Below are 13551 nucleotides of genomic sequence, written 5' to 3'. Positions count from 1 at the left end.
AAGGCAGAGCGCACAGGAGACAAGACAATGGATTGCACAACCGCGCTAGCGACGCGCGATGCCTGGCTGGGGCAATGCGTGGCGGACATCGGCAGGCCGCGTTTTCATGCCCGCCTGCTCGAAGGCATCCACGCGGTGCTGGGCGCCGACCACTTCAGCCACCTGAGCTACGACCCCGAGGGCCGCATCCGCCATGCGGCGGCGGCCAGCGTGTGCAACCAGCCGCTGATCGACTCCACCACCGACATCTACGTCAAGCACCTGTACCGGCGCGACCCCAACTACCCGCTGGTGCGCGATGGCAGCACACCCGAGGCGCCCGCGCGCAGCGGCGCCGACCTGCGCCTGCTGGGCATGTCGCCCACGGGCATCGGCGATGCAGAGTACCGGCGCGTGCTGTTCGACGAGCCCGGGTTCACGGGCAAGGTGTCGCTGCTGGGCCTGCAGGGCGGCCACCGCTGCTACCTGAACTTCTACTTCTCGCGGGTGCCGCTCGACATGGGACATGCCGCCACGCTGCTCGGCCAGTACGGCAGCACCCTCATGGGCCTGGCCTGCCGGCACGACGAACTGGCGTTTCCGCAGGAGGAGGAAAAAGAGGTGGAGTGTGATCCCTGGAGTGCCCTGTCCCCGCGCGAGCGCTCCACCGCTGAATGGCTGATGGAGGGATGCACCGCCAAGGAAATCGGCCGCAAGATGGCCCTGTCGCCCTCGACCATCGTCACCTACAAGGAGCGCATTTTCTCCAAGCTCGGCGTGGGCAGCCTGCGGGAGTTTCTGGCCTTGGGTCGCCCGCCCGAGCGCAGGCCCGCATCCCTGGGCCTGCGGCAGCTGTCATAGCAGGGTTGCGATGAGCAGCCCCGTGGCACCGCAGGCCAGCAGCGAGGCCACGATCATCAGCGCGCCGTCGCGCACCAGCAGAGCCAGGCCGATCAGCGCAATCGCGCCCATGGGCACCGAGCTGGCAAACGGAAACAGCTCCAGCGGCGGCACCATGCAGGCCAGCGCGATGCAGGCCAGTGCCGCCAGGCGCATCCCCAGGCCCGAGGTCAGCCAGCGCAAGCGGCCGTGGAACCAGCGGTCCAGGCGCGTGGCCATGGGGCGTGCGCCGGCCACCAGGCGCTTCATCCTGGCCGCGGCCACGTCGCGCCGGGCCACCCACGCGGGCATCCACAGGCGCTTGCGGCCGCTGAGCATCTGCGCCGCAAACAGCACCACCACCACGGCCAGGGCCGTGGGCACGCCGGGAATGCCCCCCAGGGGCGATATCTCGATCAGCGCCGGTACCAGGAGAAACGGCCCGTAGCTGCGCGGGCCCACGGCGTCGACCAGGTCGGCCACAGCCACCCGCCCGTGGCTCTGGGCCAGGGCGTCGAATTCGTCGAGGATTTCGCCCAGGGTATCGGGCTGCTGACCGCCAGCGGATGGGGACGGTGCGACGGAACGGCTTGCAACGGAAATGGTCATGCCTCAGCATGCGCACCGTGCAAGGCCGTGCGTGCCAGACAGCACCGCATCTGCAGGTGGGACCCTCACATCAACGACGGCAGCACCTGCACGATGAGCGCCCCGGCGATGCCCTGCACCGTCACGTAGTGCCAGAACAGCACCGTGTTGTCGAGCGTGGCGCGCGCGCCCTGCTGCAGGTGCCCGGACAGCGAGCGCGCCAGCAGATAGGCACCCATGATGGCGAGAATGCCCACGTGCATCGCCTGCCAGCCGAGCAGCGCGGCGACGGTGGCGCTCCAGGCATCGGCACGCGGGTACAGGCCCGCCTGCAGGTGGCCGGTGAACTCCAGCGCGATGGCACCACCGGCGCAGGCCATGGCCAACACGGTGGCCACACGCAGCCAGGCCTGGCCTGTGGCCTGCGAGAAGGACCGCTGGGCCAGCCACAGCGCGGCCGACCCGACCAGGAGCAGCGCGCCCGATGCGAGCGGCCAGCCGGTCTGCGGCAAGGCAGCGCCCGGTGGCGGGCAGACATCGGCTGCCATGGAGACATGCAGGTGGGCAAAGGTGGCCGAAGCGAACACGCTGGCGTCCACGCACAGCAGCACCACCACGGCCCACCACGAGTGCGAGTGGCGCCCCACCCGGCGCGTGGGCAGAAACACGCCCTCGGCCACCTCGGCCTCTGGCGCGGCCACGGGCCGGTCGGACTGCCAGAGCCAGACCACCATGGCCACCAGGGCGACCAGGCCGCACAGCACGGCGGGCACCACCATCGATACCGTGAGCAGCAGAAAGAACCCGGCCGTGCCCGCCGCCGCGATGAAGGGCGACCAGCCGTCGCCGGGCAGCAGCAACAGCTGGCGCGGCGTCGCATCGACCGGGCTGGTGATCAGCGACTCGCGCCCGCCGAAAATGGTGCGCGGCAGCCAGTAGGCGCCCTGCTCGGCAGCATCGCGCAGGCCTGGGTGCTGCCACAGCGGCTCGCGCGAGCCCACGGGCGGTATGCTGCGCAGCCCGTATTCGCCGCCCGAGGCCCATTCGAGCGTGGGCGCGTTCCAGGGGTTTGCGGGCGGCCAGTCTTCGCGCAGAAATGTGCGCACCAGGTCGAAGAAGCACAGCACCACACCGAGCGCGAAGACGAAGGCCCCGGCGCTGGACAGCAGGTTGGGCCACTCCCAGCCCAGGCCCGCGTCGTAGGTGTACACCCGGCGCGGCATGCCCATGAGCCCGGCGATGTGCATGGGAAAGAAGGCCAGGTTGAAGCCGCCGAACATGAGGCCGAACACCCAGCGCCCCAGGCTCTCGGACATGCGGTGGCCATTGATCAGCGGCAGCCAGTAGTACAGCCCCGCGAACACCGGGAACACCATGCCCCCGATCAGCACGTAGTGCAGGTGGGCCACGATGAAATAGGTGTCGTGCACCTGCCAGTCGAAGGGCAGCACCGCCACCATGATGCCCGTGAGCCCGCCCAGCACGAAGATGGCGTGGAAACCTACGAGGAACAGCGTGGGCGTGTTGGCCTCCACACGCCCGCGCCAGAAGGTGGCGATCCACGCGAACACCTGTACCGCGCTGGGCACGGCCACGGCAAAGCTTGCGGCCGACACCAAGTGCATGGTGAACGAGCCCAGCCCGGCCGTGAACATGTGGTGCACCCACAGCGCAAAGCTGAGAAGGCCCACGCCCAGCAGCGCGGCCACCACCCAGCGGTAGCCCACGATGGGCGTGCGCGCCAGCGCCGGCACCATCATCGACACCATGCCTGCGGCGGGCAGGAAAATGATGTACACCTCGGGATGGCCGAAAAACCAGAACAGGTGCTGCCACAGCACCGGATCGCCCCCGCGCGCGGGGATGAAGAAGGGCCAGTCGAACGCACGCTCCATCTCCAGCAGCAGCGTGCCCGCGATGATGGCCGGGAACGCGAACACGATCATCAGCGCCGTGACCAGCATGGCCCAGGCGTAGATGGGCATGCGCATCAAGGTCATGCCCGGCGCGCGCGTGAAAAGGATGCCGATGATGATCTCGATAGCCCCGGCGATGGCCGATATCTCGATGAAGCCGATGCCCAGCAGCCACCAGTCGGCCCCCACCCCGGGCGAATGCTCCTTGCCCGTGAGCGGCGGGTACATGAACCAGCCACCGTCGGGCGAGGCGCCGAAGAAGATGGTGCCGAAGAACACGGTGCCGCCGATGGCATAGGCCCAGAAGCCATAGGCCGAGAGGCGCGGGAACGGCATGTCGCGCGTGCCCAGCATGCCGGGCAGCAGGTACACGGCCATGGCTTCGACCACGGGCACGGCGAAGAGGAACATCATCACCGTGCCGTGCATGGTGAAGATCTGGTTGTAGGTGGCGGCCGATACCAGGCCGGCCTGGGGCACGGCCAGTTGGGCGCGCATGATCAGGCCCAGCACGCCGGCGAGGATGAAGAACATCAGGGCGGTGGCTATGTAGAAGAGGCCGACATGGGTGTTGTTGACGGCGGAGAGTCTTCGCCAGCCTTTGGGTGGAGGTTGCCAGGCGCGCTCCAGGGCCTCGCGTTCGCCTGGGGGGCGGGGTAAGGGGTTGAGGGCTGGAGGGGCTTCTGTCATGGTGTTCCCCGTGGTTGCCCTGTGCTATGGCCGTTTTTCTGTGGTTGCTTTGTGCCTTGGTTGAGTGCGGGGGCCGGGATGTGCGCCCGGCGGCGCAGTAACTTTCTCCTGCGTCGCCAAGAGAAAGTCACCAAAGAGAAGGCGACCCCCAGTCTGCGTCCCCCGCTCGCCCTGTCGGGCGAGCGGGGGCAACCTGCGAAGCTCGAATCTGGGGTGGACGTCGATGAACTCGCTGCGTTCTTCGAACTGCGCTCAGACAGCATCGACGAGCCAGATGACGAAGTGCATGTGTCCTGCGGCACATGCACCCACCCCAGCTCCTGCGCTTCTCGTCGCAGCCAGCAGGGGTGGGGAGCGGGGTCAAAGACGGCTGCTGCTTCGCAGCTGCGCCTGGGGTCGGTGACGCGCGCGATGCGCGCTGCCGACGGGCTGGGCGCAGTCGCCCGGCCCAGGCCGAGCGTAGCGACGGCGCACCGGGCCGAGCGAAGCAATGGCCCGTGTGGAGCCCGCTCCCACCCCCTTCTGACCGTGCCGAGAAGCGCAGGGCCTGGGGTGAGCGCGTGCCGAAGGACACGCGCATCGTTGTCTAGCTTGCCGCAGCTGTCTGAGCGGAGTTCGAAGAACGCAGCGAGTTCTGCGGCACACCCCAGGACCGAGCATCGCAGGCTGCCCCCCTCGCCCACCGGGCGAGGGGGGACACGGGCAGCGGGGTCGCCTTTCTTTGGGGTACGTTTCTTTGGCGAAGCAAAGAAAGGTACCTCGGCCGCCGGGCCGAGACCCGGCTCCCGCCCTCGGCAAAGGCATGCCAGCAAAACCAGCCGCGCTGCCGGGCGCACATCCCGGCCTCCGCCATCAACCGAAGCATGCACCCAGCAAAACCAAAGCCCATCCAACAACCACATCATTTCAACGCCCCCAACCACTGCACCAACGCATCCATCTCCCCCTGCGACAACCGCGCATAAGAAGGCATCCGCGCCCCCGGCTTGACCTCATGCACCTGCGACAGCCACTGCTTCATCTCCACAGGCCCGTTCCTCAAAGTCCCCGAAGCAACGAACAACCGGCTCCCCACATGCGTCAGATCCGGCCCCAAACGAGAACCCTCAGCCACACCCCGCACGGTATGGCAGACAAAACACTTCTGCCCCTCGAACACCGCCCTCCCCGCCTGCAGCGCAGCCGGTGCATCCGCCGGCCGCGCCTGCCCCGCCAGCCAGGCATCGAAATCCGCCTGCGGCATCGCCACCGCATGCAAGGCCATCCGCGCATGCGCCTCTCCGCAAAATTCAGCGCACTGCCCCCGGTACACCCCCGCCCGCGACGCCTGCAGCAGCAAATGGTTCACCCGCCCCGGCACCATGTCCATCTTGCCCCCGAGCTCCGGGATCCACAGGCTGTGGATCACCTCCACGCTCGACAGGCCCAGGTACACCGGCCGCCCCACGGGCAGGCGCAGCTCGTTGGCGGTCACGATGTCGGCGCCACTCACCGGGTCGCGGTAGCGGATCTCCCACCACCACATGCGACCCGTGACCGAGACCACCAGCGCATCGGCCGGCGGCACGGCCTTCCAGGGCGGGGCGCAGTGCAGGCTGTAGAAGAACAGCGCCGTGAGCACCAGCACGGGCAGCACCAGGCCGCCACCGGCCAGCCACCACAGGGGGCGCAGCACCACCTCACCATCACGCCGTCGGCGCACCAACGCCCAGGCCAGCAGCGCCATGGTGCCCACGAAGAGCACCGTGGCCCCGATGACCAGCACCCAGCTGATCTCGGCAATGGCCTGCGCGGCCGGGCCGGCGGGCGACAGCACGGGGACCAGGGTGGGTGACGTGGTCATGCTAACCATGCCTCAGCGCTGCTCGCCCAACCAGGCCGCCATGTCGCGTGCGTCCTGCTCGGGCACCCCCATGTCGGGCATGGTGGTCGATGGCACCAGGGCCGAGGGCTGCGCGATCCAGCGCGCCAGCAGGTCGGGCCGGTTGGGCACGCGGCCGGCGATGTAGCTGCGCAGGCCGTAGGAAGCCAGCGCCGGCCCCTCCTTGCCGCGCGCGCTGGGGATGCCGGGAATGGCATGGCAGGCGCCGCACTGGTACTGCGCGATCAGCATTGCGCCGCGCCGCGCATCGCCCAGGGCCTGGCCAGCGCCCCAGGCCGCCACGGGCCATGCCATCGCGCAGGCCAGGGCTCCGATCAAGCGCTTCATGGAATGCCGCATCCCCGCGTCCTACATGCCGCCACACGGCAGGCCCACATAATGAACCGATGCCCCACCGAAGGACCGTCTACGCCACCATATTCGCCACCCTGCTCGCCATGGCCGTGCTGGCGGCAGCGGCCGGCTTCGCCACGGTCTACCTGGGCCTGTACAACGTGGCCGCGAGCGAGCAGCACTTCAAGCCCGTGTACCAGTTGCTCGAAACCGCCATGCACCAGTCGGTCAAGCTGCGCGCGCGCACCGGCGTGGACGAGCCGCCGCCCTTCGACGACACCATGGTGCTGCGCGGCGCGGGCTGCTACCGCGACCAGTGCCTGCAGTGCCACGGCGGCCCCGGTGTGGCGCAGGGTGACATCGGCAAGAGCATGCAGCCCCTGCCCGGCCCACTGGTGGATGCAGCCCGGCGCTGGAGCGCCAAGGAGATGTACTGGCTGACGCGCCACGGCATCCGCATGAGCGGCATGCCCGCCTGGGAGCACCGGATGGACGAGGAAGAGCTGTGGTCCACCGTGGCCTTTTTGCAGCGCCTGCCCGATCTGGACGTGGCCGCGTTCCGCCAGATCACGGTGGAGGAAGTCGACGGCGCACGCCGCACGGGCAGCATTGCCACCTGCGGCGCAGCGCGCATGGCCGCTGCTCCGCCCGCCATGGGCAATGCCGTGCTGGGCCGCCAGGCCCTGTACCAGCATGCCTGCAACGCCTGCCACATGATCCCCGGCGTGACGGGGCCCGAGGTGCATGTGGGCCCTTCGCTCGCGGGCTTTGCGGCGCGCACCAATATCGCAGGCGTGCTGCCCCACACCGCAGAGAACCTGGAGCGCTGGCTGCGCGAGCCCGGGGCCGTGAAGCCCGGCACGGCCATGCCGGCCATGGGCGTGAGCCCAGCCGATGCGCGGCACATCGCCGCCTACCTGGCGGAGTTGAAATAGCACCTGCGCTGTCATGGCGACGGCGCCACGGGCGCTACGCCGAACTTGTGGGCCGATTCAGGATCGGCCACCGCCGCGTTGTAAGCGTGGCGGAACTGCGAGGCCATGGCATACGCGCGGCGGCGCACGCTCATGATGGAGCCCAGGGGCCGGTGCTCGGCCAGGCCGTGCCAGGGGCTGAAGGCGAGCTGGTTGTCCTCGTCGGGCGACGTCGCATCGTCCCACGCGGACTGGGCCGGCACCGTGATGCGTGCCACGGTGACAAAGGGCGACAGGTCCTCAGGCCACTGCACCGAGGCATCCTCGATGGGCATTTTTTCCAGGTCCGTGCACAGCTGGGCGCGCAGCTCCCACACGCCACCAGTCTGCGCGAAGTGGCCGGACACGGCATCGCGCAGCGCGTGCGGCCTGTCCGCCAGATCCACGGGCGCGCCGTGCAGGGCCACCAGTTCGGGCGACACGGGCACCAGCGATAGCTTGGCCATGTACGGCCCGAACAGCACCGGCACCTGGGTGAAGTAGCTCTCGCCCAGCGGGTTCGTCGCCGGGTGCCCGCCCAGGGCCTTGAGCGTGGCGCTTTCACCGCCGGCTTTCTCCACCACCGCTTCCAACCCACGCAGCGCGGCCGACAGCAGGGCCTTGGCGGCGGGCGCCTTGTCGGTGGTGGCGGCCAAGAGCTTCAGGCTTTTGAGGAACTTGCGCGCCGTGGGCGCGCTGAACACCGGGCCATTGACCATCAGGAAGTCCTGGCTGCGCGCGCCGTCGGCCGGGTCCAGAGGCAAGCCGTCGACCTCCAGCACCTTGAGGGCCAGGCCGCGCGGGGTCGATACCGCATCATTGAGCAGGTCCCCGGGCGTGCTCGACAGGCGCATCACCACCGGGTGGCTGCCCGGTGTGGCGAACAGGCCCTGGGCCAGCACGGGCGGCAGCGCCGGGATGTCGATGCTGCCGTGCAGGATGCCGTGGCTCTTGGCATGCACGCTGCGAAAAGCGCGGCCTTCGTCGGCCGCCACCTTCTCGCTGATGCCGCGCAGCGTCTCCACCAGCTCGGCGGTGGTCTGCGCCTCGTCCTCCTCCTGGAACTCGCAGTCGGGCGTGTAGGCCAGGGGCGTGGGAAGCGTGGGGGTGGACATGGGTGGGTGCTTTCGTGGGCGGTCGGTCATGTGGGAGCAACGGTGGCCGCTTCGGCCAGCGTGACCCGGATGGGGATGCACTTGCCGGCGGGCACGTGGCTCTTCTTCGCGTGGTGCGACAAGGGCAGCAGCGGGTTGCATTCGGGAAAGTAGCCGGCCACCGAGCCACGCGGCAGGTCGTAGGGCAGCGCGCGCAGGCCCGCCACCTGGCGGGCATGGCCGTCGTCCTCGCCCGCGCCCAATGCGGTGGTGGCGAGCACCGGTGCGCCTTCGGCCAGGCCGCGCTCGGCCATGTCCTCGGGGTGCATGAGCAGCACCATGCGGCTGCCCCACACGTTGCGAAAGCGGTCGTCCAGGCTGTAGACGGTGGTGTTGAACTGGTCGTCGCTGCGCACCGTCATCAGGCGCAGCACCGAGGCGTCAGGGCCTGCCGCGGCGATGGGCGGCGGCAGCATGAAGCAGGCCTTTCCGCTTGGGGTCTTCCACACCCGCTCGCGCGCGGGGTTGGGCCGGGGCATGCCGCCGGGGGCGTACAGGCCCTGGTTGAAGCCCGCGAACACCTCGGGCCAGGTGGCCTCGATGGCGTCGCGCACCAGCGCATAGTCGCCCACCCAGCGCTCCCAGGGCACATGCGGGTTGGGCGCCAGCGTGGCCTGGGCGATGCCGGCAACGATGGCCGCTTCTGACCGCAGGCTGCTGGCCGCGGGGTCGGCCACGCCCTGGGAGGCGTGAAAGCACCCGGTCGAATCCTCCACCGACACGGTCTGCGGGCCCGTGGCCTGCGCGTCCACCTCGATGCGGCCCAGGCAGGGCAGCAGCCAGGCCTCGTGGCCGGGCAGCACATGCGTGTAGTTGAGCCGCGTGGCCACGTGCACCGTGAGCGGCATGCGGCGCCAGGCCTCTTCGAGCCGGCGCGTATCGGGCGCGGCGCGCACGAAGTTGCCGCCCAGGCCGATGAAGGCCCGCACCGAGCCATCGAGCACGCCCTCGCAGGTGGCCACGGTGTTGCGGCCCTTCTCGCGCGGCGGCTCGAAGTGGTAGAGCTCTGCCAGCTTGTCGAGCGGCGCCAACCCGGGCTTCTCGGTGATGCCCACGGTGCGCTGGCCCTGCACGTTGGAATGCCCGCGCACCGGGCAGATGCCGGCCCCGGGCTTGCCGATGTTGCCGCGCAGCAGCAACAGGTTGCTCACCATCTGCACGTTGGCCACGCCCTCGCGGTGCTGGGTGAGGCCCATGCCGTAGATGCCGATCACCGCGTTGGCAGAGGCATAGGTGCGCGCCGCCTGCTCCAGCGCGGCACGCGGCAGCCCGCTTTCGCGCTCGATGTCGTCCCACGACAGGCTGCGCATGGCCGGGGCGAAGGCTTCCAGGCCCTGGGTGTGGCGGGCGATGAAGTCCACGTCCAGCACGCGCGGCGCGCCGGCCATGCGGGCAGCGTCGTCGGCCTCGATCAGCCACTTGCACATGCCGCCGATGGCCGCGATGTCGCCGCCGTTGCGCACCTGCAGGTACTGGGTGCTGATCACCGTCTCGGCGGTGCTCAGCATCTCGCGCGGGGACTGGGGGTTGGCGAAATGCACCAGCCCCACCTCCTTCATGGGGTTGAAGGTGACTATGGGCACGCCGCGCTCGCGCACGGCCTGCAGCTGGTGCAGCATGCGCGGGCTGTTCACGCCCACGTTCTGGCCAAAGAAGAAGATCGCGTCGGCCTGCTCGAAGTCGTCGAGACGCACCGTGCCCACGGGCACGCCGATGGTCTCGGGCAGCGCCACCGAGGTGCTCTCGTGGCACATGTTGGAGCTGTCGGGCAGGTTGTTGTTGCCGTACAGCCGCGCCAGCAGCTGGTACATGTAACTCGTCTCCAGCGATGCGCGGCCCGAGGCGTAGAACACCGCCGATTGCGGGTCCTGGGCCCGCAGCGCCTGCAGGCTGCTGCCGATGGCGGCGAAGGCCTCCTCCCAGGTGGTGGGTACGTAGCGGTCGCTGGCGGCGTCGTAGCGCAGCGGGTCCACCAAGCGGCCCTGGCCTTCCAGTGCATGGTCGCTCCAACCGCGCAGTTCGGTCACCGTGTGCGAGGCAAAGAAGTCCGCGCCCGCGCGCTTGTCGGTCAGCTCCCAGGCAGTGGCCTTGGCGCCGTTCTCGCAGAACTCGGCCAGGTGCGGCTTGGCGGGCTTGGCCCAGGCACAGCTCACGCAGGCAAAGCCACCGTGCTTGTTCTGCTGGCGCAGTGCATTGGCGGTGCGCAGCACGGCGCCCTCGCGCACCAGGCTCACGGTGACGGCCTTGAGCGAACCCCAGCCGCCCGCAGGCTGGCCATAGGGAGGGATGGGCTCAGGAAGGTCGTGGTCTGGCTTGCCTGGCGGGCTGGCGGGAGGGGCGTGCATGCACCCCACTGTCCGTGCCGGGCCCAGGCCAGCAGGTCAGCCGCGCACTGACCCGCCTGTAGGAGAAGGCCCGGTTCCCCAGGAGCCTATGCCACCGCCGTGCCGTACGCCACCCCGTCGCGCCCCGGGTCGGCGCCGCCGTGCAAGGTGCCGTCCGCGCCAATCTGCACGCCGTGCACCCAGCCGATGGTGTAGTTGTACGGGTTGCGCAGCACCTCGTAGCCCTGGGCCTGCAGCTCGCGCCCCACATGGCGGGGGATGCGGTTGCACACGTCGATGGAGTTGCTGGTGGACGAGAAACGCGGGGCCGACACGGCCTCCTGCATGCCCATGCGGTGGTCGATCAGGTTGAGCAGCACCTGCAGCACACCCATGGCGATCTGCGTGCCGCCGGGCGCGCCGAGCACGATCTCGGGCTTGCCGTCCTTGAACACGATGCTCGGGCACGACGAGGTGAAGCGGCTCTTGCCCGGCTGGATGCTGCCGGCGCGGCCCGGCCGCGGGTCGAACACGCCCATGCAGCCGTTGTAGAAGAAGCCCATGCCCGGCGTGATCACGCCCGAGGGCATGGCCAGCGAATGCGTCATGGAGACGCAGCCGCCCTCGCCGTCGACCACGCTGATGTGCGTGGTGTCCTTGGGCACGGGCGCGCCCAGGTTCACGCGCTCCACACTGTGGCGCTTGCCGGCGCGGATGTCGGCGGCCACGCGGGCGGCGTTCTCCCTGGACAGCAGCTGGTCCAGCGGCACCTCGACGAAGGCCGGGTCGCCGATGTGGCGGTCCTTGTCGGTGGTGGCCTTCTTCATCACCTCGCTCAGGGTGCGCAGGTACTCGGGGCCGTTGTGCTCCATGCCGGCCAGGTCGAACTCTTCGAGGATGGTGAGCATCTGCAGCAGCATGGCGCCGCCGCCCGGGGGCTGGTTGGTCGTCACCACGCGGTCGCGGTAGCGGCCCATCAGGGGTTTTGCGCGGCGCACCTGGTAGCTCTTGAGGTCGTCCATGGACAGCAGGCCGCCCAGCGACTGCACATGCTCCACCATGCGCCGGGCCAGCTCGCCCTCGTAGAAGGGATCGATGCCTTCCTCGGCCACCTGGGCCAGCACCTGGGCGAAGTTCTCGTTCACGATGGGCGTGCCGATGGGCTTGGCGCTGCCGTCGGGGCGGCAGTACAGGGCGCGGCCTTCGTCGCTGTAGTGCAGGCGGTCCATGTTGCTGGCGCGGCCGGCCAGGGTCTGGTCGATCCAGAACGAGTACATGCCGGGCCGCACGAAGTAGCCATCGCGCGCCCAGGCGATGGCGGGCGCCACCACCTCCTTCCACGGCAGGCGGCCGTGGGCGGCATGCATGGCGGCCAGGCCCTTGAGCGTGGCCGGCGTGGCGATGGATTGCGCGCCGATGTCGTTGACCCGGCCCTTCAGGATGAAGCCGAAGCCGTCCTTGGTCTCGCCTTCGAGCAGCGCGGCCCACATGTCCTCGCGCGCGGCCAGCGGCGCGGGTGCGTGGAAGTCGAAATACTCGTGTGCCTCTTTGCCGGGCAGGAAGACGGCCGCCGTGCCGAAGCCCGCGATGCCGCACATCAGCGGGTCCACCACGGTCTGCGACAGCGCCACGGCCACGGCCGCATCCACCGCGTTGCCGCCCGCGCGCAGGACCTCGATGCCGGACTCCGCCGCCTCGGGCTGCGGGCAGGACACCATTGCTTGTTTTTTCATGGAGAAACTCAAAAAGAATGGAAGAGATGCGCCGGCTGCCAGTGCAGCGGGCGCATGCAGGGGATCAGCGGGCCGGCCGCATCACCTCACTTGGGATTGAGGTTCAGGGCTTCGAGCGTGGGCCCCCAGGCCTTGGTGTCGCGGCGCGTCACCTCCATCAGCTGGCTGGATGGGCCGGGCATGGCAATCGCGTTCATGCCCTTGAGCTTGGCCTGCACCTCGGGGCTGGCGTGGAAGGCGCGCGTGCCCTCGTGCAGCCTGGCGATGATGGCGGCGGGCGTGCCGGCCTTGGCGACGATGCCGCTCCAGCCCATGGTGTCGAAGTCCTTCACGCCCAGCTCGTTGGCGGCCGGCACGTCGGGCAGCTCGGCCAGGCGCGAAGGGGCCAGCACCACCAGGGGCACGATCTTGCCGTTCTTGATGTGCGGCAGCGCCGAGCCGCCCACGGGCGCCATCACCTGCGTCTGGCCGCCGATGGTGGCCATGAGCCCGTCGGGCTCGCCCTTGAAGGGCACGTGCACCATGCTGATGTCGAGCTTCTTTTGCAGCAGCTCCACCGCCAGCTGGGTGGAATTGCCCAGGCCCGAGGACGAGAAGTTGAGCTTGCCGGGGTTGGCCTTGGCGTACTTGACCAGGTCGTCGAGCGACTTGAAGCCCGTGGCCGGGTTGGCCACCAGGATGAAGGGCACGGTGCTGAGCATGCCCACGCCCACGAAGTCCTTCTCGGGGTCGTAGGGCAGCGGCTTGTAGACGAACTTGTTGAGCACCATCTGCGAGACGCCGCCGAACATCAGCGTGTAGCCGTCGGCCGGCTGGCCCAGCACCTGCTGCGCAGCGATGATGCCGCCGGCGCCGGGCTTGTTCTCCACCGTGATGGTGGCATTGATGGCCTTGCCCGCATGCTCGGCCCACAGGCGCGCCACGGTGTCGGAGCTGCCGCCCGCCTGCTGCGAGACCACCAGACGAATCGGGCGCGTGGGGTAGTTGTTGGCGTCCTGCGCCTGCACGGCGGGCAGCGCGGCCAGCGACGACAGCGCGAGCGCCACGGCCTTGGCGGCCAGGCAGAAAGGTTTCTTCATACGGCAAATCTCCGGGGGGTAGGCGGCGGGAAGGTGGCAGC

General features: G+C 69.4%; 10 protein-coding genes. 2 read left to right on the top strand and 8 right to left on the bottom strand.

The window, feature by feature from the left end; translation table 11 throughout:
- Positions 1 to 27 precede the first annotated feature (27 nt).
- Complete coding sequence (locus AC07PF_RS21015; RefSeq protein WP_494613139.1) at positions 28 to 840, top strand: helix-turn-helix domain-containing protein; 813 nt, start codon at positions 28 to 30, stop codon at positions 838 to 840.
- Here AC07PF_RS21015 and AC07PF_RS21010 read toward each other — a convergent pair.
- The 4 genes from AC07PF_RS21010 to AC07PF_RS20995 all read right to left on the bottom strand — a co-directional run bounded on the left by AC07PF_RS21010 (position 835) and on the right by AC07PF_RS20995 (position 6261).
- Complete coding sequence (locus AC07PF_RS21010; RefSeq protein WP_494613138.1) at positions 835 to 1467, bottom strand: exopolysaccharide biosynthesis protein; 633 nt, start codon at positions 1465 to 1467, stop codon at positions 835 to 837. The genes AC07PF_RS21015 and AC07PF_RS21010 overlap by 6 nt on opposite strands.
- Positions 1468 to 1532: 65 nt before the next feature.
- Complete coding sequence (locus AC07PF_RS21005) at positions 1533 to 4052, bottom strand: cbb3-type cytochrome c oxidase subunit I (RefSeq protein ID WP_494613137.1); 2520 nt, start codon at positions 4050 to 4052, stop codon at positions 1533 to 1535.
- 901 nt (positions 4053 to 4953) lie between these two features.
- A complete protein-coding gene (gene coxB / locus AC07PF_RS21000; protein ID WP_494613135.1) occupies positions 4954 to 5895 on the bottom strand; it encodes a cytochrome c oxidase subunit II in 942 nt (313 codons plus the stop codon).
- A gap of 12 nt (positions 5896 to 5907) precedes the next feature.
- On the bottom strand, positions 5908 to 6261 hold the full coding sequence (locus AC07PF_RS20995) for a c-type cytochrome (protein WP_494613134.1): 354 nt from the start codon (positions 6259 to 6261) through the stop codon (positions 5908 to 5910).
- Positions 6262 to 6320: 59 nt separating this feature from the next.
- Here AC07PF_RS20995 and AC07PF_RS20990 point away from each other — a divergent pair, with 59 nt between their 5' ends.
- Positions 6321 to 7202: a c-type cytochrome gene (locus AC07PF_RS20990; protein WP_494613133.1), complete on the top strand. Its 882-nt coding sequence runs from the start codon at positions 6321 to 6323 to the stop codon at positions 7200 to 7202.
- Between the two features lie 11 nt (positions 7203 to 7213).
- On the opposite strand, the gene AC07PF_RS20985 is transcribed toward AC07PF_RS20990, so the two are convergent.
- The 4 genes from AC07PF_RS20985 to AC07PF_RS20970 all read right to left on the bottom strand — a co-directional run bounded on the left by AC07PF_RS20985 (position 7214) and on the right by AC07PF_RS20970 (position 13510).
- Positions 7214 to 8335, bottom strand: a complete 1122-nt coding sequence (locus AC07PF_RS20985; RefSeq protein WP_494613132.1) for a catalase family protein — start codon at positions 8333 to 8335, stop codon at positions 7214 to 7216.
- Between the two features lie 26 nt (positions 8336 to 8361).
- Positions 8362 to 10719, bottom strand: a complete 2358-nt coding sequence (locus tag AC07PF_RS20980; RefSeq protein ID WP_494613131.1) for an FdhF/YdeP family oxidoreductase — start codon at positions 10717 to 10719, stop codon at positions 8362 to 8364.
- Positions 10720 to 10805: 86 nt separating this feature from the next.
- Positions 10806 to 12431 carry a gamma-glutamyltransferase gene (gene ggt, locus AC07PF_RS20975; protein WP_494613130.1) on the bottom strand — a complete coding sequence of 542 codons (1626 nt, stop codon included), beginning with the start codon at positions 12429 to 12431 and terminating at the stop codon, positions 10806 to 10808.
- A gap of 86 nt (positions 12432 to 12517) precedes the next feature.
- Entirely contained in the window at positions 12518 to 13510 is a 993-nt protein-coding gene (locus tag AC07PF_RS20970; protein ID WP_007856299.1) for a Bug family tripartite tricarboxylate transporter substrate binding protein, read from the bottom strand.
- Positions 13511 to 13551: the final 41 nt, after the last annotated feature.

The sequence above is a fragment of the Acidovorax sp. GW821-FHT10A04 genome, assembly GCF_059415825.1.
This window is presented reverse-complemented; position numbering and strand designations above follow the sequence as displayed.

Bases quoted from the DNA above. Each gene is read 5' to 3' on its own strand.
- AC07PF_RS21010 (WP_494613138.1), bottom strand. From the start codon at position 1,467: ATGACCATTTCCGTTGCAAGCCGTTCCGTCGCACCGTCCCCATCCGCT.
- coxB (WP_494613135.1), bottom strand. From the start codon at position 5,895: ATGACCACGTCACCCACCCTGGTCCCCGTGCTGTCGCCCGCCGGCCCG.
- AC07PF_RS21005 (WP_494613137.1), bottom strand. From the start codon at position 4,052: ATGACAGAAGCCCCTCCAGCCCTCAACCCCTTACCCCGCCCCCCAGGC.
- AC07PF_RS21015 (WP_494613139.1), top strand. From the start codon at position 28: ATGGATTGCACAACCGCGCTAGCGACGCGCGATGCCTGGCTGGGGCAA.
- AC07PF_RS20995 (WP_494613134.1), bottom strand. From the start codon at position 6,261: ATGAAGCGCTTGATCGGAGCCCTGGCCTGCGCGATGGCATGGCCCGTG.
- ggt (WP_494613130.1), bottom strand. From the start codon at position 12,431: ATGAAAAAACAAGCAATGGTGTCCTGCCCGCAGCCCGAGGCGGCGGAG.
- AC07PF_RS20990 (WP_494613133.1), top strand. From the start codon at position 6,321: ATGCCCCACCGAAGGACCGTCTACGCCACCATATTCGCCACCCTGCTC.
- AC07PF_RS20985 (WP_494613132.1), bottom strand. From the start codon at position 8,335: ATGTCCACCCCCACGCTTCCCACGCCCCTGGCCTACACGCCCGACTGC.
- AC07PF_RS20980 (WP_494613131.1), bottom strand. From the start codon at position 10,719: ATGCACGCCCCTCCCGCCAGCCCGCCAGGCAAGCCAGACCACGACCTT.
- AC07PF_RS20970 (WP_007856299.1), bottom strand. From the start codon at position 13,510: ATGAAGAAACCTTTCTGCCTGGCCGCCAAGGCCGTGGCGCTCGCGCTG.